General features: G+C 61.3%; 19 protein-coding genes. 10 read left to right on the forward strand and 9 right to left on the reverse strand.

All coding sequences use genetic code 11. From position 1 onward, the window contains the following. Positions 1-16: 16 nt before the first annotated feature. From A7D21_RS23740 to hflK (A7D21_RS23760), 5 genes are all read right to left on the reverse strand, one after another. On the reverse strand, positions 17-268 hold the full coding sequence (locus A7D21_RS23740) for a hypothetical protein (protein ID WP_053258753.1): 252 nt from the start codon (positions 266-268) through the stop codon (positions 17-19). A 115-nt stretch (positions 269-383) separates the two neighbouring features. Continuing rightward, entirely contained in the window at positions 384-2,270 is a 1,887-nt protein-coding gene (locus A7D21_RS23745) for a cation-translocating P-type ATPase (protein WP_069552830.1), read from the reverse strand. Beyond that, a complete protein-coding gene (gene hflK, locus A7D21_RS23750; RefSeq protein WP_069552831.1) occupies positions 2,267-3,301 on the reverse strand; it encodes a protease modulator HflK in 1,035 nt (344 codons plus the stop codon). Before hflK (A7D21_RS23750) ends, A7D21_RS23745 begins: the two co-directional genes overlap by 4 nt. Further along, on the reverse strand, positions 3,298-4,287 hold the full coding sequence (gene hflC / locus A7D21_RS23755) for a protease modulator HflC (protein WP_053258756.1): 990 nt from the start codon (positions 4,285-4,287) through the stop codon (positions 3,298-3,300). Before hflC ends, hflK (A7D21_RS23750) begins: the two co-directional genes overlap by 4 nt. A 12-nt stretch (positions 4,288-4,299) precedes the next feature. Then, positions 4,300-6,225 carry a protease modulator HflK gene (hflK, locus tag A7D21_RS23760; protein ID WP_053258757.1) on the reverse strand — a complete coding sequence of 642 codons (1,926 nt, stop codon included), beginning with the start codon at positions 6,223-6,225 and terminating at the stop codon, positions 4,300-4,302. Between the two features lie 320 nt (positions 6,226-6,545). On the opposite strand from hflK (A7D21_RS23760), the gene A7D21_RS23765 reads away from it, so the two are divergent. Genes A7D21_RS23765 through A7D21_RS23790 form a run of 6 tightly spaced genes read left to right on the forward strand, consistent with a single transcriptional unit; the run spans position 6,546 to position 12,226 of the window. Continuing rightward, the gene (locus tag A7D21_RS23765; protein WP_053258758.1) at positions 6,546-7,163 is read left to right on the forward strand and encodes a CDP-alcohol phosphatidyltransferase family protein; all 618 of its coding nucleotides are present in this window, start codon (positions 6,546-6,548) and stop codon (positions 7,161-7,163) included. Between the two features lie 10 nt (positions 7,164-7,173). Further along, entirely contained in the window at positions 7,174-8,928 is a 1,755-nt protein-coding gene (locus tag A7D21_RS23770) for a bifunctional alpha/beta hydrolase/class I SAM-dependent methyltransferase (protein WP_053258759.1), read from the forward strand. Positions 8,929-8,930: 2 nt separating this feature from the next. Next, positions 8,931-10,229 (forward strand): phosphatase PAP2/dual specificity phosphatase family protein, encoded by a 1,299-nt coding sequence (locus A7D21_RS23775; RefSeq protein ID WP_069552832.1) that lies wholly within the window; start codon positions 8,931-8,933, stop codon positions 10,227-10,229. After that, the gene (locus A7D21_RS23780; RefSeq protein WP_069552833.1) at positions 10,219-10,662 is read left to right on the forward strand and encodes a hypothetical protein; all 444 of its coding nucleotides are present in this window, start codon (positions 10,219-10,221) and stop codon (positions 10,660-10,662) included. The genes A7D21_RS23775 and A7D21_RS23780 overlap by 11 nt, the downstream gene beginning before the upstream one ends. Positions 10,663-10,671: 9 nt before the next feature. Then, entirely contained in the window at positions 10,672-11,292 is a 621-nt protein-coding gene (locus tag A7D21_RS23785; RefSeq protein ID WP_053258762.1) for a 1-acyl-sn-glycerol-3-phosphate acyltransferase, read from the forward strand. A gap of 1 nt (position 11,293) precedes the next feature. Continuing rightward, positions 11,294-12,226 (forward strand): phosphatidate cytidylyltransferase, encoded by a 933-nt coding sequence (locus A7D21_RS23790; protein WP_053258763.1) that lies wholly within the window; start codon positions 11,294-11,296, stop codon positions 12,224-12,226. An 85-nt stretch (positions 12,227-12,311) separates the two neighbouring features. Here A7D21_RS23790 and A7D21_RS23795 read toward each other — a convergent pair whose 3' ends face one another. Next, a complete protein-coding gene (locus A7D21_RS23795; RefSeq protein WP_069552834.1) occupies positions 12,312-12,794 on the reverse strand; it encodes an Lrp/AsnC family transcriptional regulator in 483 nt (160 codons plus the stop codon). A 128-nt stretch (positions 12,795-12,922) separates the two neighbouring features. On the opposite strand from A7D21_RS23795, the gene A7D21_RS23800 reads away from it, so the two are divergent. The 3 genes from A7D21_RS23800 to pbpC all read left to right on the forward strand — a co-directional run bounded on the left by A7D21_RS23800 (position 12,923) and on the right by pbpC (position 21,716). Next, positions 12,923-13,552: a LysE family translocator gene (locus A7D21_RS23800; RefSeq protein WP_069552835.1), complete on the forward strand. Its 630-nt coding sequence runs from the start codon at positions 12,923-12,925 to the stop codon at positions 13,550-13,552. 78 nt (positions 13,553-13,630) lie between these two features. Beyond that, complete coding sequence (locus tag A7D21_RS23805; protein WP_069552836.1) at positions 13,631-19,438, forward strand: MG2 domain-containing protein; 5,808 nt, start codon at positions 13,631-13,633, stop codon at positions 19,436-19,438. Beyond that, positions 19,419-21,716, forward strand: coding sequence for a penicillin-binding protein 1C (gene pbpC, locus A7D21_RS23810; RefSeq protein ID WP_053258766.1), 2,298 nt, complete (start codon positions 19,419-19,421; stop codon positions 21,714-21,716). The genes A7D21_RS23805 and pbpC overlap by 20 nt, the downstream gene beginning before the upstream one ends. A gap of 20 nt (positions 21,717-21,736) precedes the next feature. On the opposite strand, the gene A7D21_RS23815 is transcribed toward pbpC, so the two are convergent. The 3 genes from A7D21_RS23815 to A7D21_RS23825 all read right to left on the reverse strand — a co-directional run bounded on the left by A7D21_RS23815 (position 21,737) and on the right by A7D21_RS23825 (position 23,754). Further along, entirely contained in the window at positions 21,737-22,096 is a 360-nt protein-coding gene (locus A7D21_RS23815) for a hypothetical protein (protein WP_053258767.1), read from the reverse strand. Positions 22,097-22,359: 263 nt separating this feature from the next. After that, positions 22,360-22,752 (reverse strand): hypothetical protein, encoded by a 393-nt coding sequence (locus tag A7D21_RS23820; RefSeq protein ID WP_010565122.1) that lies wholly within the window; start codon positions 22,750-22,752, stop codon positions 22,360-22,362. A gap of 369 nt (positions 22,753-23,121) precedes the next feature. Beyond that, the gene (locus A7D21_RS23825) at positions 23,122-23,754 is read right to left on the reverse strand and encodes an antitoxin Xre/MbcA/ParS toxin-binding domain-containing protein (RefSeq protein ID WP_016963488.1); all 633 of its coding nucleotides are present in this window, start codon (positions 23,752-23,754) and stop codon (positions 23,122-23,124) included. Positions 23,755-23,981: 227 nt separating this feature from the next. Here A7D21_RS23825 and A7D21_RS23830 point away from each other — a divergent pair, with 227 nt between their 5' ends. After that, positions 23,982-24,530: a 3'-5' exonuclease gene (locus A7D21_RS23830; protein ID WP_010565120.1), complete on the forward strand. Its 549-nt coding sequence runs from the start codon at positions 23,982-23,984 to the stop codon at positions 24,528-24,530. Positions 24,531-24,545: the final 15 nt, after the last annotated feature.

A 24,545-nucleotide genomic window follows, 5' to 3' on the forward strand; every position in this document is an offset into this window, starting at 1 on the left:
TGCACTGGTTTGCCGGTTATTCGCCGACTTTGCCGCCTTTTTGGTCGCACATGGCTTTGCTCATGGAGAGGAAGCCCTGGCCTTTGCAAGAACCTTGACCTTTGCACGCGTGGTCTTTGGTTTTGCAGTCGTTCTGGCCTTTGCAGGCGTTGACGCCATAGCAATGCACAGCGGTATCAGCGGCTTGAGCCTGAGTGACAACACCAGCAAACATGGTAGCGGCAGCCATAGCGAGGGCGGCACCGGCAGCAGCGGATTTAATGTTCATTCTCGTATTCCTCATGAGCTAATGGAGTCGGTCTGAACGGATTGTTCAGTCTCGACATACCACTAGAGTGAGGTCCCGCATTGGCGTTACAGCCCAGTGAAAATATTTCTGAAAATTATTCGTCGAGCTTCAAAAGCGGCTCCTGAAAGCGTAGCAAACGCCCGGCGTTGCCCAGTACCAGCAAGGTGCTGAGGTTATGCAACACCGCCGCGATCATTGCGCCTGCTGCGCCCAACCAGCCAAACGCCGCGAACACCACGATGGCCAAGGTCCAGCCCAAGCCGATGATCACATTGACCTGCAATGTGTGTCGGCACTGACGACTCAAGCGCACACAGGTGCCCAGGCGACGCAGGTCGCTGCCGATCAACACCACGTCCGCCGACGCGAGGGCGATGTCCGCCCCGCCCGCGCCCATCGCCACGCCGACCACACCCGCCTTGAGCGCCAGGGAGTCGTTGATGCCGTCGCCCACCACCATCGGCCGGAAACCACTGCGGATCTCGCCCAACACGCGGTTGAGCTTATCTTCCGGCAAGGCCTGCGCTTCGACGTCGCTGATGCCTACGTCCAGCGCGAGGCTGTCGGCCACGCTTTGACGGTCGCCGGTCAGCAGCAATTGGCGGCCCAGGCCTAGATCGCGCAACTCTTGCAGTGCCTGCCGTGCCTCCGGCTTGACGCTGTCGGCCAGCAACAGCCAGGCGAGGAATTGCCCGTTCAGCGCCAGCCCGGCAATCGGGCCATCGTGACGGGGGACGTGGGTGCTGACGATGCCCAATTGCTCAAATAACTCCGGTCGCCCAAGGGCCGCTTCGCCCTGCTCGGTCTGTGCCACCACGCCAAGGCCCTGGCGTTCGCGAATATCCGTGAGTGCCAGCATTTGTTCCTGAGTCGCCAAACTCGCCAGTGCACGACTGACCGGGTGGCTGCTGGCCGAACCGAGGCTGGCCGCCAGGTTCAACACCCGCTGCCGATCCGGCGCCGTGGTTTCAATGGACTGCAGGCGCAAGGTGCCAAAGGTCAGCGTACCGGTCTTGTCGACCACCAACGAGGTCAGGTCCGCCAGCTCCTCCAGAAACGCCGAGCTGCGAATTAAAATCCCATGGCGCGCTGCCACCGCAATCCCGGCAATCGCCGTGGCCGGTGCCGACAGCACCAACGCACACGGGCACGCCGCCACCAGCACGGCGAGCATTGCCTGGGCGTCATGGGTGACAAACCAGGTCACCGCCGCCAGCAATAACACCAGCACCATATAGCTGCCGGCATAGCGCTCCAGCAGCCGCGTGATCGGCGGTTTGGAGCGCTCGGCGTTCTGCATCAGCGCGATGACTTTGCCCAAGGTCGACTCATCACCGGTGCGCGTCACTTGCAAGCGCAACAAGCCATCAAGGTTGATCGCCCCACCAAACACCTGCACGCCGACGCTGGCTTCCAACGGCACCGACTCCCCGGTGATAGGCGCCGTGTCCAGGCTGGCCTGGCCCGACAGCACCACGCCATCGGCGGGTACCCGGTCGCCGGCACGCACTTCGACGATATCGCCGGTGTTCAGCGTGCCGTTATCCACTTCAACAATGCTGCCGTCGGCCTGCAACAGGCGCGCGTGGCTGCGGGTCAGTTTGCCCAGCGCGTGAATCGCCTCCTGAGAGCCGATCACGCTGCGCTCTTCCAGCACATGGCCGAAGATCATGATGATCGGCAGCAAGGCAGCGGTCAGCAGGTCGCCCGTGGCCCACGCGCCCATCATCGCCAGCGCGATCAATTGGTCGGTGATGCCATGCAGGCTCGGGTAACGCAGGCTGTACCAGGCCGAACGCATCACCGGCACGGCCACCAGCAAGGAAGCGACGCCGAGCAGCAATTGGCTGACACCGGTCTGATCCGGCGCCAACCAACGCCATACCAGCCCCAACATCAGCAAACCCAGGGCCAGCATGGCCAGCGTCAATTGCCGGGCAGCGCTGCGCTGCTCGGCGGAGGTCAACATGGGCGCGCTCATTGCTCGGCTCCCTGAATGATCAAGCGGGAGTCGTCTTTAGGGTCGACCGTAGTGACTGAACCGGCCTGGCCAAGAATGTTCGGCACGCGCTCGCGGTAAAGGCGCAGCAGCAAGCCAGGGTCTTTAACCTGCGCCAGGCTGGCGACGGTGGCGGTTTGCGCCTGGGCGCCGGCCAGGCGCTCACTGGCCTGGGCGTGGGCCACTTGCACCAGGCGGTCAGCCGCCTGGTTGGCGGTCTGGGTGAGTTTTTCCGCTTCAGTGCGCGCATTGGCCACCGCTTTATCGGCTTGCTGGCTGGCGGTCAGCACCGCGTTGAACGCATTCACCGCCGGGCCCGGCAGGCTCGATTGCACATCCACGCGGGTGACCTCAATGCCCAGCCCCAAACCCGTCGCGGCCAGCTCCGCCAGGCGCTTATTGATACCTTGCACCAGGTCGGCGCGCAGCCGCTCACGGCGCTCGGCGGCGCCGTTGTCGGTGCCGATCAGTTCCGGGCGCGCCACCAGAATCGTGTCCAGATCCCGCGCAGCCGTCAGCGCCACTGCGCTGCGCGTCACCAGACGATCCAACGCCGGCAGCACGTGCTCGCCCTGCAGCACAAACGCATAGGGTTCGGTGACTTTGTAAAACACCCGCACATCCAGCTGCACCACACCGGCATCGCCGGTCAGCAAGTAACCGGAACCGGCCAGTGCATCGCTCAACGGCGTGGCGAAACTGGCGACGCGGTCGGCCTGGGTTGCCGCATCGGAGCGCAGCAGGTTCTCCACCCGACGTTCAATCACACGGTCCGCAGCGGGTAACAACACGACTTGCTCGAACGGCTGCGGCCACGCCAGCAGGAGCCCGGCGTTCTGAATCCGGTCCAGCGCGCCGAAGTGCAGCACCACGGCGCGGTTTTGCGGGTCGATCTGCCGCACATTGGAAAACGCCCAGGCCAGCGCCGCCAGCACCGTCACCGCGTACAGCGCCAGGAAGGTCAGGCGCCCGGCCTGGATCCACGGGCTGTCCGGGCCGTCACGCTCGGTCATGGTTGAACGTCCTTCGGCCCGTCCACCAGTGCACGGAACGGCGCCGCGTCGGTACGCAGGATGATTCGGGTGCTCGGCGTGACCACCGTGCCCAAGGTGTCGAGCGAGCGCAGCAGGTTGTACAGCTGCGGATTGCCCGCGTAGGCCCGGCCATAAATCTGCGCCGCTTCAACCCGCGATTGGGCTTCGATATCGGCGGCTTTCACCGTGGCATCGGCTTGCACAATACGCGCGTCACGCTCGGCGGCAGAGCGGATCTGCGCGGCTTCACGCTTACCGACAGCGGTGCGTTCGGTGGCAATGGTTTCACGCTCGGCACGCATGCGGTCGACGGTGGCCGTGAGGGTGACCGACGGCAGGGTCAGGCGCTCGATACCGACTTGCACCACGCGCACGCCGTAGGTGGTGAGCAATTGTTGATCAATCTGCTGGCGCAATTGCGCCTCGAAATCAGCAATGCGCACCTGGCTGGCGTCGGTGTTAATCAAGCTCGACAGGTCGAAGCTGGCTGCTGTGGTTTCCAGCGCCGAGCCGACGAACGTGCGAATCTGCCGCGCCGCTTCGTCCGGCTGGTTCTGCACCGCACGCATAAAGCGCTGCACATTGTCGGCATCGCCCTGCACCTGCCACGCCACATAGGCCTGCACGATGATCCGCAGGCCGTCGCGGGTACCCACATCCTGTAAACCGCTGGAGGTAGTGCGCAGGCGCAGGTCCACCGGGATCGCCGCTTCGAACGGTGCCGGCCAGCGCCAGCCCAGGCCCGGCTCCAGCAGTACCCGCGACGGGTTGCCGAACCGCGTAATCACTGTGGCCTCGCCGGAGCGCACTTGCACCAGGCTGGCAGCCGCGACGGCAAACAGCACCAGCAACACGGCCCAGGCCATGCGCCTCCAAGGAAATGGCCCGGCCGCCTGCTCATCGCCATGGTGGTGGTGATGATGGCCGTGGTGGTGATGACCGTGATCGTGAGAATGAGCGCTCAACAGACAGACTCCTTATTGAACGGCTTTACGCGGCACCGAAGGATCGGCCGGCAAAGTAAAAGAACGCAGATCGATCGTTGGCGCGCCATCGGCGCCCAGGCGGTGATCCAGAATAAGCAGCTTGGCGTGCGCCAGCCCTTGGCTCAGTTGAGCGAGATACTGCTCCAGCACGAAGGCACGGCCTGCGGTGGCGTAAGCCTTTTGTTCGGCGCCAAAGCGCAGGTCTGCCGCTTGGGCGCCCGCGCTGACTTCACGGGCGGTGGCCATCGCCTGGTCGCGCGCAGTGCTGGCCTGCAGCAAAGCCTGGTTGGTTTGTTCGCTGGCGGCGCCGCGCTCACGGGAAATCAGCGCCTGGGCACCAATCTGTGCCGCCTGCACACCGTGGTAGGCATTGGCGGCGCCGGCCGGTGGGTGAATGGCTTCCACCACCGTGGCCAGAATTTCCACGCCGCTGTTAAGTTTTTGCAGGTCCGCCTGCACCGCGCGGCCGACCTCATCAGCGAGGCGGGTGCGTTGTTCGCCGAGGAGCTCATCGAGGGTGCGCGAGGCAAAGTCATGCACGAGGATGCGGCTGGCGGTACTGCGAATCAGCGTCGGCACATCGGCGCTGTTATAGGTGGCAGCCAGTGCGGCCTGGTCGGTCAGGCCAATGCGGTAGACGAAGCGGACATCCATATTGACGATCTGGAAGCTTTGCTTGTCGCCGCTGCTGCTGGCGATCACCTGGGATTTGTCATTCACATGGCTGGCATCCCACAACCGGTTGGCGATCAGCGGCGCCGGGCCTTCGGCAGGTGCCAACGGCACTGCGGCGGCGTCGCTGGCGCTGGTGGCGAGCTCGTGCACAACGCCGTTTTCCACGTTCAAAACGCGACCCAATGGCCACGGCAACCCGGCATGCAGGCCCGGGCCGAAGACTTCCACCGGTTTGCCGAACCGCTCATAAATCCCACGGCCTTGCAGAGGCACTTCGTGCACGCCGGTCAGTGACCAGCCTACCGCCAGCACCACCAGCAGCACCGGCAAGAACGCCCGGCGCATGTAGGTAAACGCCCAGATCTGGCGCAAGTCGATGCCGAAGCGGTTGTGCAGTTCGTGCTGCAAAGCGAGCAAGGGTTGTGGCGGCCAACGCAGCAGACCGGCGATGAAGCTTTGCGCCATCAGGCGGGGTTCGAGCCGTGGCTGGCGCGGGCTGAACAGCGACAGCGTGCCTCTTAAGAGGAACTCCAGCGCCACCAGCGCTGGCAACAGGCCAATGACCGTCGCCAAGCGCAACGGCCACACGGATTGCGCGCCGGCAAACAACAAGCAGATCGCACTGACCACCCAAACAACAATCGCCACCCGGACCAACTGCGCCAACTGCGACGCTTCAGGCCATTGCGCAGCGGTTTCCTGAGCCAGACGGCGCTCCAATACCAGCAAGCCAAAGGCCAGCGCCAACGCCAGCGCAGCGCCGATACTCGCGGATTGCCCCACGGGCGATGCGGGCAAGGCCAGGTTCCAGAATTCAATGATGCTGAGCAACGCCAACAACGACCAACCACAGAGCCACAACACCGGCGCGCCGATCTGGGCCAGCAAGCCACTGCCGAAACGCTCCAGCAGACGCGTGTATCCGCCCCGCTCTTCGAGGGGCCGTTCGATTAATTCCGCTGCCGGTTCCTCCAGCGCCTGGGCACGCCAATCGGCGACCCACCACGCCGATTGCAACCCGGCTACCAGCACCAGCAGAGCGCTCGCGCAATTGATCAGCACCACGGGCCAGATCGACAACGGCGCAAACAGCGCGACAAACAACGCCAGCACCCAACCGGCGACAGCCAGGGCGGTCAGGCTGATGCCGGCCTGCCTCAATCGACGGGCATGGAACACCCCTTGTTGAAAACGCGCGAGGCCTTCAACCGAAGCGCCATCAGCTTCCAAATCCACTTGCATCCACTTAACGCCCGCTTACACACAGTTCGTTACGATATAACACGCGGCGTGAAATTTTTGTTCGCTAAACACCGTTTTTGAGCCCTGCGCTGTGCCCCTGTGCACAGGGCTTACTCGCGATGGCGATGGGGCAGTTGATGCCTGTACTGCCTGGCCCACCGCTATCAGGCGCAAGCTGCCTGCCACAAATTCCCTGCGGCACCGGCGAGACCGTGACTAAACCCCCATAAACACGCGCCATCACTGGTGCAGGCACGGATTAATCGGCACACTCCAAAACAGTTTTTCGCGGGTTCACGGACAAGGAAGCGCCACTCCCCATGATTTCGATCTATCAACTCAAGCCGCGTTTTCAAAACCTGCTGCGCCCCCTCGTGCAGCGTCTCTATGACAACGGCACCACCGCCAACCAGATCACCGTGTTGGCTGGCGTGATTTCCCTGCTGGTCGGCCTGTTGATCGCCAGCTTCGCCCAACACCTTTGGCTGTTTGCGCTGATCCCGCTGTGGATGATCCTGCGCATGGCCCTCAACGCCATCGACGGCATGCTCGCCCGGGACTTTGGCCAGCAGTCGCGCCTCGGCGCCTACCTCAATGAACTGTGCGACGTCATCGCCGACAGCGCGCTGATCCTGCCCTTTGCGCTGATCCCCGATGCCAGCCTGGTGCCCGTATTGCTGGTGGCGCTGCTCGCCGTGTTCAGTGAATACGCTGGCGTGCTCGGGCCAATGGTGGGCGCTTCGCGCCGCTACGACGGGCCGATGGGTAAGAGTGATCGCGCGTTTGTACTCGGGGTGCTCGCCACCGGCGTGGCACTGGGTTGGCTCAATGCTGGCTGGGTCGACACGGTGATGTGGCTGGTCGCCGCCCTGCTCGCCTATACCTTGGTCAACCGCGTGCGCCAAGGTCTCAAAGAAACCACTTCCCCTTCTGCATAAGGAATTTGCGATGCGCGAACAGCACGATCACACCTTCAGTACCCATGATGGCGTCGAGCTTTTCTATCGGCACTGGCCGGCCACGGCGCCTGCGGGCGACGAGCCGCGCAAGGCGATCCTGCTGTTTCATCGCGGCCACGAGCATTCGGGGCGCATTGCTCACTTGGTCGACGAACTCGACCTGCCGCAATTCGATTTCTTCGCCTGGGACGCACGCGGCCACGGCCAATCCCCCGGTGCACGCGGTGACAGCCCCAGCTTCGCCACCAGCGCGCGCGACGTGCAGACCTTCTGCGAGCATATCGGCGCCACTTACGGCATCGACGAAGAGAACGTCGCCGTCATCGCCCAAAGCGTGGGCGCCGTGATCGCCGCCACCTGGGTGCACGATTACGCCCCCAAAATCCGCGCCCTGGTGCTGGCCTCCCCGGCGTTCAAGGTCAAGCTCTACGTACCTTTTGCGCGACCGGGCCTGGCGCTGATGCGCAAAGTGCGCGGCAACTTTTTCGTCAACAGTTACGTCAAGGCCAAGTTCCTCAGCCACGACCCGGAGCGAGTCGCGTCCTACGACAGCGACCCCTTGATCACCAAAGCCATTTCAGTGAATGTGCTGCTCGGGTTGTACGAAGCTGCCGATCGCGTTGTAGCCGATGCCCAGGCGATTCAAGTGCCCACACAGCTGTTGATCTCCGGCTCCGACTTTGTGGTGCACCGTAAACCCCAGCAGCAATTTTTCGACCGCCTCGGCAGCCTGAAAAAAGAGCTGCATATTCTTCCCGGCTTTTTCCACGACACCCTCGGCGAACGCGACCGAGCGATCGCCCTGAGCAGCGCCAAGCGCTTTATCCTGCAGAACTTCGCTCACCCGCTGGACCGCGCGTCTTTGCTCGACGCCGACAAACTGGGCGCCACCTGCGCCGAGTCAGAATCCCTCGCCGCGCCGCTGCCCCGTCATTCATTGCGCGACCTGTACTGGCGCATGACCCGCGCCAGCATGGGCTTGGGCAAGAACCTGTCGGCCGGGGTGAAATTGGGCTTCGACACCGGCTTCGACTCCGGCAGCACGCTGGACTACGTGTACCGCAACACGCCCACCGGCAAGGGCGGGCTGGGGCGGATGATCGACACCAATTACCTCAACTCCATCGGCTGGCGGGGCATTCGCCAGCGCAAGCTGAATGTCGAAGAACTGCTGCGCCTGGCCATGGCCAAGTTGCGTGCAGATGATCGTGAGGTGCGAATTGTCGATATCGCCGCCGGCCACGGCCGCTACATTCTCGAAGCCTTGCAGGGCGTTTCGCCGCTGCCGGAATCAATCCTGCTGCGCGACTACAGTGACATCAACGTACGCGACGGTGGCGCGCTGATCCGCGAAAAAGGCCTTGGGGATATCGCCCAGTTCGTCAAAGGTGATGCGTTTGACCGGGCTGATCTGGCGGCCCTGGACCCCAAGCCGAGCTTGGCAGTGGTGTCCGGGCTGTATGAGTTGTTTGCCGATAACGGCATGGTCGGCGGTTCGTTGGCAGGTCTGGCCGAAGCGGTGGAGCCTGGCGGTTATCTGGTTTACACCGGCCAACCGTGGCATCCGCAGCTGGAATTGATCGCCCGCGCGCTCACCAGCCATCGCCAGGGCCAGGCCTGGGTGATGCGCCGGCGCAGCCAGGCAGAAATGGATCAGTTGGTTGAGGCCGCAGGCTTTCGCAAGCTCACCCAGCGTGTGGACGAGTGGGGCATTTTCACCGTGTCCCTGGCACAGAAGATCTGAGCATGCGCGAACCCGGCTTATTGAAACCGGCCGTCCTGTGGCTGCTGTTGTTGGCGCCGTTGTTTTTCGCTACCTACGGCTTCGCCACCTGGGTCACCAGCCAGCGCAGCGATGTCGGCACACTGGTATTCGGCTGGGAAACCCATATGCCGTTCTGGGCCTGGACCATCGTGCCGTATTGGTCCATTGACCTGCTCTACGGGTTCTCCTTGCTGTTGCCCAACACTCGCCATGAGCTGAAACAACACGCGTTGCGCCTGCTCAGTGCGCAAGTGATTGCCGTGAGCTGCTTCCTCATCTGGCCACTGCGTTTCACCTTTGAACGGCCGGAACTGGACGGTGTGTTTGGCTGGCTGTTTGCGGTGCTGGCCGGCTTCGACAAACCGTTTAACCAGGCGCCCTCACTGCACATCGCGCTGCTGGTGATCCTGTGGGTCATGTACCAGCGCCACACTCAAGGGCTCTGGCGTTGGGTGGTGCATGGCTGGTTCACGTTGATCGGCATTTCGGTGCTGTCCACTTATCAACATCACTTTATTGACTTACCCACAGGCGCCCTCGCGGGCTGGTTATGCGTGTGGTTGTGGCCAGTGGAGCACCCGAGCCCGCTGTTGAATGCACGGCTTGCGCGGGATTCGCAGCACTGGCGGCTGGGTTTGCGTTACGGCGCGGGGTCGGTGGTGCTGTTGATTGTGGCGCTGACCTTGGGCGGCGGGTGGCTGTGGCTGATCTGGCCGGCGGTGTCCCTTGCGCTGATAAAGGCGAACTACCTGGTGCTGGGCGCCGCAGGCTTTCAGAAACGCGCCGATGGCCGTCTGACGCCCGCCGCACGCTGGTTGTACGCGCCCTACTTGGCTGCGTCCTGGATTAACTCGCGGTGGTGGACGCGAAACCATCCACAATCTGACCAGGTTGTGGATAACGTTTGGCTGGGTCGAATTCCTACCGTCAGCGAGCAGGGTTCATTCAAGGCTATCGTCGATCTGTGTGCGGAATTGCCGATGAATCCCCAGGGCCGCGCCTATCAATGCATCCCTGTGCTCGACTTGATCGCCCCAACCCCCGCCGAATGCCAGCACGCCGCGCAAGCCATTGAACGCTTGCGCCTCAGCGGCCCCGTGCTGGTGTGCTGCGCCTTGGGTTATTCGCGCAGCGCCACGGCAGTCGCTGCCTGGTTGCTGCACAGTGGTCGCGCGGCCAGTGTCGAGGAAGCGCTGGCTATTATTCGTACAGCGAGGCCCAGCGTGGTCCTGCATCCCACTCACCGTGAAGCTCTGGAGGGTTTACCCCATGCCTGCTGATATGGAACTCCAAGTGGTCGCCAGCCTTCTGCGCCGTGGCCGATCACTCGATCAGTTATCCACAGGCCTGACCGTGGTCGGTGTGCTGTTCGGCCTGGCTCAATTGCTGATGGCGAGTATTTCGACAATCTGCCTGCTGCTCAGCCTGTGGATGATTATTCTCGGCCTGCTGCAAAAGTACTGGGCGCTGCGCGTGGCTTTCGACGCCGACCTGTTCGCGCTGCTGGCCCGCGACCCCCAGCGCACACCCGATCTCGACCAGGCCTTGCAAACCCTCGGCCTGCAATCGCCCAAACGCGCTGGCCGGCCCTGGACCGAGCGCCGTCGCGGCGCCCTTAAATTGTTGCGCAAGCAGGCCTGGCTGCTGGGCGCGCAAGTGCTGCTGACCCTGCTCGTGATACTCGCCAGCCCTTGGCTACCTTTTGCCGGATAAGGAATTCCCATGTTCGAACCTGTGGTCGCCACGCTGATTACCTCGATGGCCCGCACCGTCACCGGCGCCCGTAGCCTGTGGCTGGGCTGCGCGCCGGTCCCGGTGCAACGCATTTACTTCGCCAACCACAGCAGCCACGGCGACTTCGTGCTGCTGTGGGCATCACTGCCGCAGAACCTGCGCAAATTCACGCGCCCGGTGGCCGGTAGCGATTATTGGAACAAAAGCGCGTTGCGCCGCTACATCATCAACCGCGTATTCAATGGCGTGCTGATCGACCGCGAGCGTAAAGACCCTGTGGATAACCCTTTGCAGCCGATGCTGGCCGCGCTTGAAGGCGGCGACTCGCTGATCATCTTCCCCGAAGGCACGCGCAATCTGGAAGACGGCCTGCTGCCATTCAAAAGCGGCCTGTATCACCTGGCAAAAAGTTACCCACAGGCGGAATTGATCCCGGTGTGGATAGCCAACCTCAACCGCGTCATGCCCAAGGGCCGCGTGCTGCCACTGCCGTTGTTGTGCACCACCAGCTTCGGCGCGCCGTTGCAACTGGAAGAGGGCGAAGACAAAGCCGCGTTCCTCGCCCGTACCCGCGACGCCCTGCTCGCCCTTGCCCCGGAGCATGTCTGAGATGGATAGCCAAACCCTGATGTTGTTCGGTGGGATCGGCGCGATCCTGGTACTCGCCTCATTGATCGGACTGATCCTCAAACTGCGCACCCGTGGCACGCCGAATGCGGTGATCGACAACCTCAACGCCCGCATCAACGCCTGGTGGGTGATGGTGGTGGTCATCGGTATTGCCTTCTGGCTGGGTACCGGCGCGGTGATCCTGCTGTTCTACGCGGTGTCGTTCTATGCCCTGCGCGAATTCCTCACCCTGACCCCCACGCGCCGCAGCGACTACCCGGCGCTGGTGGCCGCGTTTTACGTGGCCCTGCCCTTGCAATACATGCTGATCTACTCGGACTGGTATGGGCTGTTCTCGATCTTTATCCCGGTGTACGTGTTCCTGCTGCTGCCGATCCTCGCGTCCCTCGGAGGCGACAGCACGCACTTTCTCGAACGGGCGTCGAAAGTGCAGTGGGGCCTGATGATCGCGGTCTTCTGCGTGTCGTTCGTGCCGGCCCTGTTGACCCTCGACATCCCCGGTTACGAAGGCCGCAACCTCTTGCTGATCGCCTATCTGGTGATCGTGGTGCAACTGTCTGACGTGCTGCAGTACGTGTGCGGCAAACTGTTCGGCAAACACAAGATCGCGCCCAACCTGTCGCCCTCCAAAACGGTTGAAGGGTTTGTTGGCGGGATTCTGCTGTCGTCCCTGATCGGTGCGGCGTTGTGGTGGACGACGCCGTTTAATCCGTGGCAGTCATTTTTGATCGCCTTGTTGATCAACCTGTTGGGTTTTGCCGGCGGCATTGTGATGTCGGCAATCAAGCGCGACCGGGGCGTTAAGGATTGGGGGCATATGATCGAAGGCCATGGCGGGATGCTGGATCGGCTGGATTCGGTGTGTTTTGCTGCGCCGATTTTCTTTCATCTCGTTCGCTACTGGTGGACCTGAGCCATACAGGCTCAAGCCCAATGCGGATCAAATGTGGGAGCTGGCTTGCCTGCTCCCACACTGGGTTTGCAGTGTTTTCCCGTCCTCATCCCGGCAAATGTCCCAGGGGCAAGGCGCCTGGGGTTTTCACGGTCTGGATCGCAAAGTTACTGCGAATATCCCTCACCCCCGGCAGCTTCAACAGGCTGCCGGTGACGAACCGCTCATACCCACGTAAGTCCGGCACCACCACCTGCAACAAAAAGTCCGACTCCCCCGACACCAGAAACGCCGAGATCACTTCGGGCAATGCCGTCACCGCCTCGCGAAAGACATTCGCCTCGGTGTCGTTGTGCCGCTCCACCTTCACGCCCACAAACACCATCATGCCCAGCCCCACTTCATCGCGGTCCAGCGTGGCCTGATAACCGCGAATCACCCCGGCCTCTTCCAACAGACGCACGCGGCGCAAACACGGGGAGGCGGACAGACCGATCTCATCAGCCAGTTGCACATTGCTCAGGCGACCGTCCCGTTGCAGGGCCTCAAGAATCTTGCGGTCGAACGCGTCAAGTTTGAAATTTGGCATAAGTGGATGGCCGTAGGCTGTATTGGTGGCAGATAGTGCCAAGACTAGACGCTTATCTGGCTGACTTCGCAAGCACCTGCCCTGCCTTTCAATCCTAGAATTGGCCGACCAATCGAGGGAGGTGAAACATGGCGCAGCTCTGGTTATTTCTGTTGGCCTTATCGGTCGCTTTCCTGTTGCCGGGGCCGGACATGATCCTGCTGCTGCAAACCGGCGCACGCCAGGGCAAGGCCTTGGCGCTGACCACGGCACTCGGCTTGGGGCTGGCCCGGGCATGCCATGTGGCGTTGGCCGGTATGGGCTTGGCGACGTTGTTCAAAGTGGCGCCGTGGACGTTCGACGTGGTGCGCCTCGGTGGCGCGGCCTACTTGTTGTGGCTTGGCGTGCAGTGCCTGCGCGCCAATCGGCTGACGTCGCTCAACGAAAGCCAGGGCGCACCTTCGGTGCATGCCTGGCGCACGGCCTTTCAGCGCGGCCTGCTCACCAATCTGCTCAACCCCAAGGCCCTGCTGTTCTGCTCGGTGCTGCTGCCGCAATTCATCAACCCGCAAGCAGGCCCGGTGGCAGCGCAGTTTGCGTTACTCGGTGTGATCCTGGTGAGCGTCGGTTTCGTATTCGACGGCTGCTACGCCCTGGCCGGCGCGCGCATCGGCCACTGGCTGGCGCGCAATCGCTCGGCGCAGCGCGTGCAACAGTGGTTATTTGGCAGTCTTTTGATTGGTTTTGCGGTGCGTCTCACTTTTGTGCAGCACGCCTGAGCAAGTCGGCGATTTCACGTCATCTTTTGTATCAAAGACGCGTGTAATATAGGCCGCACTTAGCCAGGGATGCTCACCATGCTCGATTCGTTGAAAGCGACCAGCCGCCGGATTCTCGGCGCTTTACTGACTGTGGTGAGTGCTCTCTTCGGCCAATGGCAACCGCCGCCCTGGCTACGCGCCATTGGCCATGGCCTGGCAAACCTGGGCCATAAAGCACGCGCTTACCCGCGCCAGGCCGGTGCCGGGCTGTTGGGTCTGGTATTGCTGGCCGCTGCCGGCTTCTATGGCTGGCAGTGGTACTCGCACCTGCCGCAACCGCACACCGTCGGCTATTCACTGCACAAACCGAACCTGACTGATTACACCCAACAACCACCGGTTGTGGATAACTTGCAGGTGCGCTTTGCCGAGTCCGTGGCTCCGCTGGCGGCCATTGGCAAGCCCGTCACTGAAGGCATCACCCTAAGACCTGAAGTGGCCGGCACCTGGCGTTGGTCCGACGACCACACCTTGTTGTTCGTACCGGAAAAAGACTGGCCCGTTGACGCCCATTACACCCTCGACCTGGCCAAGAAAAAGCTGCTGGCCGACGGTGTATTGCTCACCCAGTACAGCAGTCAGTTTTCCACTCAACCGTTCCGCGCCACCCTGGCGCAAAACGAGCTGTATCAAGACCCGTCCAACCCGACGTTGAAACAGCTGGTGGCGACTTTTCATTTTTCCCACCCCGTCGATGAAGACAGCCTACGCAAGCGCGTCTCGGTAACCCTCGGCAAAGGCTTGGCCTACCGCGATGCCCAGTTACCCAACCGCCCGGAAATCACCTTCGACGACACCAGGCTCAACGCCTACGTACGCTCCGCCGCCCTGGCCACGCCCTTGGAAAGCACGCCCGTCAGCGCCAAGCTCGATGAAGGGATCAAGGCCCGCGACGGCGGCAATGCCAGTACCGCACCGCTGGTCTCTGAAGTCACCGTACCCGGTCGCTATCGCCTGACTTTTACCGGCGCCGAAGTCAGCTTTGTCGACAATGCGCGCGGTGAACCCGAACCCGTGCTGATGTTCAGCAGTTCCAGCGCCGTGGCCGATGACACCATTGCCGGTAAGGTCCAGGCCTGGCTGCTGCCGGAAAAAGCCCAGGATGATACCCGCCCCTATTACAGCAACGAGATCGACGATGCACTGCTGGCGCGTAGTTCAAAGGTCAACCTGACCCACGTACCCAGCGTCGAACCGCTGAATACGCTTCACGCCTTCAAGTTCAAGGCGCCGGCAGGCCGCGCGCTGTATGTACGCGTGCCCGCCAACCTGGAAGCCATCGGCGGCTACCTGGCGAAAGACCCTACAGCGTCGCTGATCAGCATGCCGGCGTACCCGCGCACGTTGCAGTTCCTGTCCGACGGCGCCTTGCTCAGCCTCAACGGCGAAAAACGCCTGGGCTTCATGGCCCGTGGCGTGCCCGGCGCCCATGTGGAAATCGCCCGCCTGCTGCCCAATCAGTTGCAGCACCTGGTGGACCAGAGCAGCGGCAGCTTCGCCCGTCCGAATTTTGGCAATGAGTATTTCGACCGCATGGTGGAGCGTCAGTCGCTGGATATTCCGCTGTCGTCCAATGATCCGGCGAAAACCGTCTACGACAACGTCGACCTGAGCCACTACCTCACCGCCAACGGCGGCCGTCGCGGCATCTTTGTGCTCAAGCTCAGCCCTCAGGATGACCCCGCCGAGCGCACGTTCGATTACTCGCGCAGCAGCACCAGTGACTTGCGTTTCATCGTGGTCACCGACCTTGGCATCATCGCCAAACGCTCCAGCGACGGCAGCCACGATGTTTACGTGCAATCCATTGGTAACGGCTCGCCAGTGGCCGACGCACAAGTCGACATCATTGGTCGTAACGGGTTGCCGGTCAGCAGCGGCCGCACCGATGCCGAAGGCCATGCGCACTTCGCCAAGCTGGATGAATTGCGCCGTGAGAAAACGCCGCTGATGTATGTCGTCACTCGCGGCAACGACCAGTCGTTCCTGCCGATTGCCCGTCAGTCGCAACAGCTGGATTTGTCGCGTTTTGACGTTGGCGGTTTGGAAGAAGACGGCGCGATTGATCGCCTGAGCGCCTACCTGTTCACCGACCGCGGCCTGTATCGGCCCGGCGAAACGGCGCACCTGGGCATGATCGTGCGCAGCGGCAATTGGAAAGGCGCATTACAAGGCCTGCCAGTGGAGCTGCAAATCACCGACCCACGGGGCCTGGAAGTCATTCGCCAGCCGCTGAAACTGTCCACCAGCGGTTTTGAAACCTTTGATTTCCCCAGCAGTGAAGTCGCCCCCGCCGGGGACTACACCGCGACCTTGCAACTGATTGGCCAGAAAAACACGCGCACCGACCTGGGCAGTGTCAGCTTCAAAGTGCGTGATTTCGAGCCAGACCGCATGAAGGTCAGCCTGAGCCTGCACGACACCCCGGTGTTGGGCTGGATTCCACCCGACCAAGTGGTGGCCAAAGTCACCGCGATGCACCTGTTCGGCGCCCCGGCATCGGGCCGTCGCGTCACCGCCAAAATGTCCCTGAGCCCCACACTGGCGGCCTTCGACCGTTACCCCGAGTACCGCTTCCGCCTCAACGACTCGCTGGAAGAAGCCAGCACCGAAGACCTGGCGGAAACCACGGTCGACGACAACGGCCAGGCGCTGCTTGACCTCAACTTGCAACGCTTCGCCAATAGCACCTATCGCCTGCAAGTGATGACCCAAGTGTTCGAAGCTGAAGGTGGCCGTAACGTCGCTGCGCAAAATGCGCTGCTGGTGTCATCCGCGCCTTATCTGGTCGGTGTGAAAAGTCAGGATTCGCTGTCGTACGTTGCCAAAGACGCCCCACGCCAAGTGCAATGGCTGGCCGTCGCGCCGGACCTTACACCCGTGGCGGTGGACGGCCTGACCAGCGAAGTCATCGAGCACCGCTATGTGTCGGTGCTGGTGAAACAGTCCAACGGCACCTACAAGTACGAGTCGCGCATCAAGAACATCAGCCAACCGGCCTCGCCGCTGGTGATGACCAAGGAAGGTGCCAAGCAGCCCCTGAACACCGGCACGCCGGGCGATTTCACCCTGCAACTCAAGGACGCCAACGGCAACCTGCTCAACCAGATCGACTACAGCGTGGCCGGGCGCGGCAACACTTCGCGCTCCCTGGAGCGTAACGCCGAGTTGCAATTGCGCCTGGATAAACGCAGCTACGCCACAGGTGACGAGATCGCGATCAGCATTCGCGCGCCGTACACCGGCGCCGGCTTGATCACCATCGAGCGTGACAAGGTTTACACACAGCAGTGGTTCAAAGCCGACAGCACCAACAGCGTGCAACATATCCGCGTGCCTGCAGGGCTTGAGGGCAATGCCTACGTCAACGTGCAGTTTGTGCGGGACATCGGCTCGTCCGAGGTCTACATGAGCCCGCTGTCCTACGGCGTGGTGCCGTTCAGCATCAACCTGGATGCACGGCGCATGGCGCTGAAGGTAGAAGGCCCGGCGAAGATTGAGCCGGGGCAGACTCTGGATATCAAGGTCACTGCCGACCGCCCCGGTCGCGCGGTGGTCTACGCGGTGGACGAAGGTATCCTGCAGGTGGCGCGCTATCAGACGCCGGACCCGTTGGGCTTCTTCTTCCAGAAGCGTGCACTTGAAGTCGGCACCAGTCAGATTCTTGACCTGATCCTGCCGGAGTTCAGCCGCCTACTCAGTGGCGCAGCACCCGGTGGCGATACAGAAGGCGGCCTGGCCAATCATCTCAACCCGTTCAAGCGTAAGCATCAGCCGCCAGTGGCCTGGTGGTCTGGGCTGGTGGATTTGCCCGCCGGTGAGACGGTGCTGCATTACCAGGTGCCGGACAGCTTCAACGGTAAGCTGCACCTGTTTGCGGTGGCGGTGGATACCGACAGCGTCGGTGTCAGCGAGGCCAATACCGAGGTGCGCGGGCCAATAGTGATAACGCCGAACGTACCGGCGTTTGTCGCGCCGGGAGATGTGTTCAATGTCAGCGCCGGGGTGTTCAGCAACCTGGAGGCTGCGACGGATGTGAAGTTTGAAGTGCAGACCAGCGACGGCCTCAACGTGCAGGGCGACAAGGGCAGCACCTTGTCACTGCAACCGCGCAAGGAAGGCACGGCAGAGTTCAAGATCAAGGTCGGCGAAACCCTCGGCTCGGCGGACCTGCGTTTTGTCGCGGTATTGCCGGACGGCAAACGCATTCAGGTCGCGGAAACCACGTCGATTCGCCCACTGAGCGAGCAACGCGTGGCCCTGAGCCTGGGTCGCTTTGACAGCGCCAGTAAAGAACTCAAGCCAACGCGTGAACTGTTCAGCCAATTGCGTGATGTGCAACTGGGTGTGGCGGCCTCGCCACTGGTGTGGGCCAACGGCCTCAAGCATTACCTGGATGACTACGGGTATGCCTGCACCGAACAACTGGTGTCCAAGGCCATGCCGGCGTTGATCTGGGGTGGCACTGCGCCAGAAGCCGAGCAAGCATTCAGCGGCGCGGTCCGCATGCTGCGCCAACGCCAGAACTCGGCCGGCGGCTTTGGCTTGTGGGCGGCCAACCCGGACGTGGCGCCGTACGCCAGCCTGTATGCGACTGACTTCCTGATCGAAGCGAGGGAACGCGGGCTACCGGTGCCGGAAGACCTGCTGGTACGCGCCAATGCGTATCTGACAGACCTGGCCAATGGTCCGAGTGAAGGCCTGTCGGAATTGCGCAACCGTGCCTACGCCAGCTACTTGCTGAGCCGTCAGGGGATTCTGGTGAGCGGCGCCTTGAGCGATATCCGCGAGCGCTACGAGAATTACTTCAAGGAGGCCTGGCAGAACGACCTGGGCGCCGCTTACCTGGCTGCCAGTTACAAGCTGCTCAAACAGGATCGCCAGGCGGATGCACTGTTCCGTAAAGTCCCGTGGCGTTCACTTGTGGATAAGTGGGACAGCGACGGCCTGTACTACGACCCGCTGGTGCACGACGCTGAACACTTGCATCTGTTGGCGCGTCATTTCCCCGAGCTGCTGGACGATGTGCCGACGGCGTTACTGGACAAACTCGGCAAGCGCCTCAACGAACAGCGTTACAACTCGCTGTCCGCCGCCCTGTTGCTGCGCGCCCTGGATAACTATGGCCAGCGTGCGCAAAGCGACATGACCCTCAAGGCCACCGCCTGGCTGGGTAACAAGCAACAGCAACTGCTGGAAATGGCCGGCCAGCCACCGCGCGCCGCCGTGCCGCTCACCACGCAGAAGCTGGTGATGGAAAAATCCGCCGGCCCAGCCGCGTTCTACATGCTCAGCGAAGCCGGCTTCGATAAGGGTACTCAGCTCAAGCCGATCAACAACGGCCTGGAAATCATCCACGAGTACCTCGACCTCAAAGGCGAGCCGGTGAGCAAAGTCGCGGTCGGCGATGAGTTCCTGGTGCGTCTGCGCCTGCGCGCCACCGACCGTGACCAAGTGCAGCAAGTGGCCGTGGTCGACCTGCTGCCGGGTGGCGTCGAGCCTGTGTATAACGTGCCGCCGGAGCCGGAGTCCGCCAGTACCGATGAAAGCGAGGGTGAAGATTCCGAATACGCCGAAACCGCAGACGGCGAAGAAGCCGACACCTGGCAAGCGCCTATCGGCGAGACCGAGCTGAGCAATTGGCAGCCGGACTATGTGGATGTGCGTGACGATCGCGTGGTGTTGTACGGCACCGCGCTGCGCGATGTAGGCACGTTCGTCTACCGCGTGCGCGCCACCAACGCAGGTACGTTCAATACGCCACCGGCCTATGCCGAAGGTATGTACGAAACCACCCTGCAAGGGCGCGGCAAAGTAGGCCAGCTTGAAATTACCAAGCCTTAAACGCCTGACGCCGCTGTTGGCAGCGGCGGTGTTACTGGCGGGGCTGCGGCTGTGGCCCCATGCCCCGCTGGAACAGGCCGTGACGTCGTCACGGGTAGTGCTGGCCGACGACGGCTCGCTGCTGCGCATGACCTTGGCGGACGACGGACAGTACCGCCTGTGGCTGCCCCTTGAGCGTATGTCGCCGTCACTGGTCGAGGCGTTGCTGCTCAAGGAAGACCGCAATTTCTATTGGCACCCGGGCATCAATCCCCCCGCGCTGCTGCGCGCGGCCGCGGCCACCTACAGCGGTGGCCAGCGCCAGGGCGGCTCGACACTGAGCATGCAACTGGCGCGCCGCCTGTGGGACCTCAACACTCGCCAAGTACCGGGCAAGTTGCAGCAGATGGCATTGGCGCTGTGGCTGGAAGCGCGCTACAGCAAGCACGACATCCTTGAGGCCTATCTGAACCTGGCGCCCATGGGCGGCAATATCGAAGGCGCCGAGGCGGCCAGTCGCATTTATTTCGGCAAGTCGGCGGCACAGCTATCGTTGTCCGAAGCCTTGGCGTTGGCGGTGATTCCGCAACAGCCGGGTCGGCGTGCGCGCTTCGGGCCATCGCTGCAACATGCACGGCTGCGATTGATGACTGAATGGCGCGAAACCTATCCACAGGACCCGCGCAACGCCAGTTTGCTCGACTTGCCCCTGGAGGCGCGCAACCGCCAGCAAATTCCTTTTCTGGCGCCACACCTGAGCGAACAACTGTTGGCGTCCCAGGCCGGCAACGAACTCAACACCACGCTTAACTTGCCCTTACAGCAATTGCTCGAACGCCTGATCACAGGCTTTATTGCCGAACGGCGCAGTACAGGTGTGGAAAACGCCACAGCGATCCTGATCGACAGCCGCGACCAGAGCGTCAAGGCCTTGGTGGGTTCTGCGGATTACTTATCCACAAGCATCCACGGCCAGGTCAACGGCGTGTTATCACGCCGCTCACCCGGGTCGACGCTCAAGCCATTTCTGTACGGGCTGGCGCTGGATCAGGGGGTGATCCACCCCATGAGTATCCTCAAGGACTTGCCGAGTAACTTCGGCTACTTCCAGCCGGAAAATTTCGACGGTAGCTTTGTCGGGCCACTGACGGCGCGGGATGCTTTGATCCGCAGTCGCAATATCCCGGCGGTGTGGCTCGCCAGCCAAGTGCAGTCGCCTTCACTGTATGGGTTGCTGCAACGTGCCGGCATCAAAGGGTTGCGCAACGAAAGCCATTACGGCCTGGCGCTGGCCTTGGGCGGCGGCGAGATGACACCGGAAGAGCTCGCGCGCTTGTATGTGATGCTGGCCGGTGACGGGCATTTGCGGCCGTTGCGCTATTTGCAGGAACAACCGCAAGCCACCGGTGCGCAGTTGCTCACGCCCCAGGCCGCATTTATGGTGCGCGACATGCTACGGCGCAACCCACGCCCGGATGGCTTGCCCGGCCGCCACTGGCGCACCGCCTGGAAAACCGGCACGTCTTGGGGGTTTCACGATGCCTGGAGCGCAGGCTTGGTCGGCCCGTACGTGCTGGTGGTGTGGGTGGGTAACTTTGATGGCCGACCGAACCCGGCGTTTATCGGTGCCAAGACCGCTGCGCCGTTGTTCTTTCGGATCGCCGACGCCTTGCCTCTGGCGCTGCCCAATGTCGTGATTAAAGCCGACAAGCCGCCCGCCGGGCTGGTGCGCATTGATGTTTGCGCCGCCTCCGGCGAGTTACCCAACCGCTGGTGCCCGCAGACGCGCAAGACTTGGTACATTCCCGGCGTGTCACCGATTCGCGTGTCCAACCTGCACCGCCCGGTACTGATCGACACGCGTACCGGCAAGGCCGCGTGCCCGCCGTTCGATGCACAATACACCCGCCAAGAAGTCTTCGAGTTCTGGCCCAGTGACGTGCAGCGCCTGTACCGGGCAGCCGGCCTGCCTCGACGTACGCCGCCCAACGTGATGAAGAACTGCCAACCCAACCGCATCAGCGATCAAACCGAAGCGCCGCAGATACGCTCGCCGCTGACGCAGGTGAGCTATCAGTTGCGTCTGTCCCAGCCGCAGGAAAGTATCCCACTCACTGCCAATGCGGCCAGCGATGCGGCGACGCTGTATTGGTTTGCCGACCAGACCCTGATCGGCCAGGGCCCGCCGCAAGCCACACTGAACTGGCGGCCGGGCAAGTCGGGGGAATACCGGCTGCGGGTCAGTGATGATCAGGGACGCAGTGCGAGCCGTGGGTTGAAGGTGGAGTTTGTGCCGTGACCCAGCGAAACACGTGGCCTCTAGGCGCCGACCTCCACGTAACAGGACTCGCCGCCGCCCGTCGCACCTGACAGCCACCCCCACACAAAACTCAACGTAGTGCGCCCGGCAGAATCAAGGCCTACCGTGCCCCGGGACCAACCGGCCAACAGCTCACCTTCGGTGTTCAGGCACTGATAAAGCAGCTCAATGCTGTCGGGCCCGGTGACACGTCCGACCTGCTGGCCTATACGGATTCGACCGCCTTGGTAAGTGCCCGAAACAGCGTCCCCATCGACACGGTAGTGAAACACGGTGCCGGTACCGGAGAGCCCTTGGGTGTTGCTGGCGACTATAAATCGGCGGTTGTTCAAGCGTTCGTGAACGAGGCACGGTTGCATCGACGACGCATCCTTTCGATAGGGCCTGGAGACGCGACGTGGTTACCAACAACATAGTTTGACACAGCCCATCCAGTAAACCGGGGCCTGTAGCTTGATCCTGGATCCATACAACAGCAACATAGACTGACACAGACACGTCACATTTCAAATACGACGCTCGATTGGTAACAACATAGATTGACACAACAGCAACGGCGTTCATTCATGCCTGAACGCTATGCGAGAGCGACTTGGCACTCACCTGTGTGGGAGTGAGTTTTTCAGCACAGGCTCAGTGCGATGTCTAAATCTGTACGCACCCTTCGACCGGCCCCCATCAGCACATAAACTGTGTTTTTTGTTAGAAACAAGCAGTTGTGGGTGAAAGAAACACCCAGTGTTGTTTTGACCCAATCACCAGGTGCGAAGCGACCTTTACTGTCTTGGATAACGGTCGAAGCGTAAACGAGAGCAGGAATTAGCTCCCTGTCCGTAATAGCTTTCCGCTGACTTGTTGTGACGTCGAGATCCAATATTGCCCAATCAGCAACAAGACAATAGGCACGGGAAGGGAAATGCAGGCGGGCGATCGCTACAGCATCTGGTGTGGTGATTTGGCATCCGTCTATTTTCTCACCATCAGAAAGCACTGAAATATAATCTGCCAAATTCATGACTACCTCCTGCCGATCAAAAAACCCGATTCGAACGAGAAGCATCACTCAGCTTAGCTGCCAGCGGATCATCAGGTTCCGATGCCGACGGATAGCAGCAGGGTGACATCATGGCTGTTTCGTCTTCTCCCTTCATCTCACTGAACGGGATGATTTCTATCGAGCTGTCACCGGATAGAGTGGTTTGCGCCAGTACCCAGCTATGCCATTGCCGTGCGTGTATCTTTCTCAGCGGTAGGTGCCGATGTGGGTGAAACCTAGTGCTTCAATGGATGCCCGTGGATGCCGTATCGGCAAGGCAACCCCGGTATAGGCGCCTGAAATCCATGTTACTCAAGGAGCGGTAGATGCCGTTTGGCTGCGGCTGAATCAAAATGACATGCCCTCCGACACTTGAATCAGCATTTCTTCGACTAGATGTGTGCCAAAGGTTGAAGCGACCATCGACGATGGGCTTTCTCCCAAAAAGCGGGCTTTTGGTTTGGAAAGCCATTGTTTGGCCTTAACTTTGTCACCGAAGATCACCTCGGCCATGGCGGTAATATGTACAAACCGGAAAAGGCGATCGCTCACAGGCAGGGTTAAGAGCTGATTGGCTGACAGTTTTGTTTTTAGCGTTTTGGGTTGAATGATTCTGTCGCGTTCTTCGTCGCTTAGGGTTCCATCATCACAGAGCACCTTGATCAGGCTGGCCGAGAAGCCAGCTACTATCATGTCGTGAATGTCCAGATCCGAAGCATTGACGGAGATATGAAGAAGCGCCTCCAGACGCGTGCGGTAAGCATGATAGGCATCATGACGCAGGACGCCAGCAAACATGGGCCGCACTGATGCTGCATTGTCCATGGGCGTCAGCACTAATGTGCCATTCGCTACCGTTAGCTCCAGGTCGTCCCCAACACCTAACCCCATTTGGTCAAGCAACTCTGGAGGTAGGTCAATGATGATGTCGCCAGTACCGTCCTCAGTATTCTGGCACTTGACTATCCAACGCTCGCTCATGATTGTCCGCCCCTCATCCGCGATTAGAGAATGACACACATCATTATGCTCGGGCGCAGAGCTGACCAAAGGAACGTGCACTCCTCCGGTAGACATGCACTGCCGCTGCTCGAACGCCGGATAGCGAGTGCAACAGCAAAAAATTGGGCAATGGCTTTGCCGCCTTTCCACCGTCACATGGTTACGAGCTTGAGCGTGATCTGGCAACTACACGAAAAGGATATGACATGAACCCTGATGAGCTTTATGTTTCCGTCGACGTCGAGACTTCTGGACCTATACCAGGCGAATACAGTCTGCTTTCCATTGGAGCTTGCCTTGTAGATCAACCTGCCACGTCCATCTATCTTGAACTACGACCTGACAGTCCAAAACACGACCCAGAAGCACTGGCAGTATCGGGGCTGAGTCTGGAGAAGCTGGAGCGCGAAGGACTCACTCCGCAACAGGCGATGCTGACATTTGGTGAATGGCTGAAATCATCCTGCCAAACGGGGCAGAAGGTCATTTTCGTAGGACTCAATGCACCGTTTGACTGGTCATTCGTCAACTACTACTTCCACAAATACTTGGAAACCAACCCCTTTGGTTTTACCGCTATCGACATGAAGGCCTACTTCATGGGAGCTGTAGGTTGCAGCTGGCAGGAAACAAAATCATCCAAGATGACCGCTGCGCTGAAGCCACTCAGCGAACCGAACCATAATGCATTGGATGATGCTCGCTTTCAGGCAGAGCTCTTCGCGCTAATGCTGGCGGGTAAGGGTAACCGCTGACGTGCCTCCCATGGC

Origin of the sequence: Pseudomonas sp. AP19, from assembly GCF_001728855.1 — a bacterium.
GTDB lineage: Bacteria > Pseudomonadota > Gammaproteobacteria > Pseudomonadales > Pseudomonadaceae > Aquipseudomonas > Aquipseudomonas fluorescens.

Bases quoted from the DNA above. Each gene is read 5' to 3' on its own strand.
- hflK (WP_053258757.1), bottom strand. From the start codon at position 6,225: ATGCAAGTGGATTTGGAAGCTGATGGCGCTTCGGTTGAAGGCCTCGCG.
- A7D21_RS23770 (WP_053258759.1), top strand. From the start codon at position 7,174: ATGCGCGAACAGCACGATCACACCTTCAGTACCCATGATGGCGTCGAG.
- A7D21_RS23830 (WP_010565120.1), top strand. From the start codon at position 23,982: ATGAACCCTGATGAGCTTTATGTTTCCGTCGACGTCGAGACTTCTGGA.
- A7D21_RS23815 (WP_053258767.1), bottom strand. From the start codon at position 22,096: ATGCAACCGTGCCTCGTTCACGAACGCTTGAACAACCGCCGATTTATA.
- hflK (WP_069552831.1), bottom strand. From the start codon at position 3,301: ATGACCGAGCGTGACGGCCCGGACAGCCCGTGGATCCAGGCCGGGCGC.
- A7D21_RS23765 (WP_053258758.1), top strand. From the start codon at position 6,546: ATGATTTCGATCTATCAACTCAAGCCGCGTTTTCAAAACCTGCTGCGC.
- A7D21_RS23790 (WP_053258763.1), top strand. From the start codon at position 11,294: ATGGATAGCCAAACCCTGATGTTGTTCGGTGGGATCGGCGCGATCCTG.
- A7D21_RS23795 (WP_069552834.1), bottom strand. From the start codon at position 12,794: ATGCCAAATTTCAAACTTGACGCGTTCGACCGCAAGATTCTTGAGGCC.
- A7D21_RS23820 (WP_010565122.1), bottom strand. From the start codon at position 22,752: ATGAATTTGGCAGATTATATTTCAGTGCTTTCTGATGGTGAGAAAATA.
- A7D21_RS23800 (WP_069552835.1), top strand. From the start codon at position 12,923: ATGGCGCAGCTCTGGTTATTTCTGTTGGCCTTATCGGTCGCTTTCCTG.
- A7D21_RS23740 (WP_053258753.1), bottom strand. From the start codon at position 268: ATGAACATTAAATCCGCTGCTGCCGGTGCCGCCCTCGCTATGGCTGCC.
- A7D21_RS23825 (WP_016963488.1), bottom strand. From the start codon at position 23,754: ATGAGCGAGCGTTGGATAGTCAAGTGCCAGAATACTGAGGACGGTACT.
- A7D21_RS23775 (WP_069552832.1), top strand. From the start codon at position 8,931: ATGCGCGAACCCGGCTTATTGAAACCGGCCGTCCTGTGGCTGCTGTTG.
- A7D21_RS23805 (WP_069552836.1), top strand. From the start codon at position 13,631: ATGCTCGATTCGTTGAAAGCGACCAGCCGCCGGATTCTCGGCGCTTTA.
- A7D21_RS23745 (WP_069552830.1), bottom strand. From the start codon at position 2,270: ATGAGCGCGCCCATGTTGACCTCCGCCGAGCAGCGCAGCGCTGCCCGG.
- A7D21_RS23780 (WP_069552833.1), top strand. From the start codon at position 10,219: ATGCCTGCTGATATGGAACTCCAAGTGGTCGCCAGCCTTCTGCGCCGT.
- A7D21_RS23785 (WP_053258762.1), top strand. From the start codon at position 10,672: ATGTTCGAACCTGTGGTCGCCACGCTGATTACCTCGATGGCCCGCACC.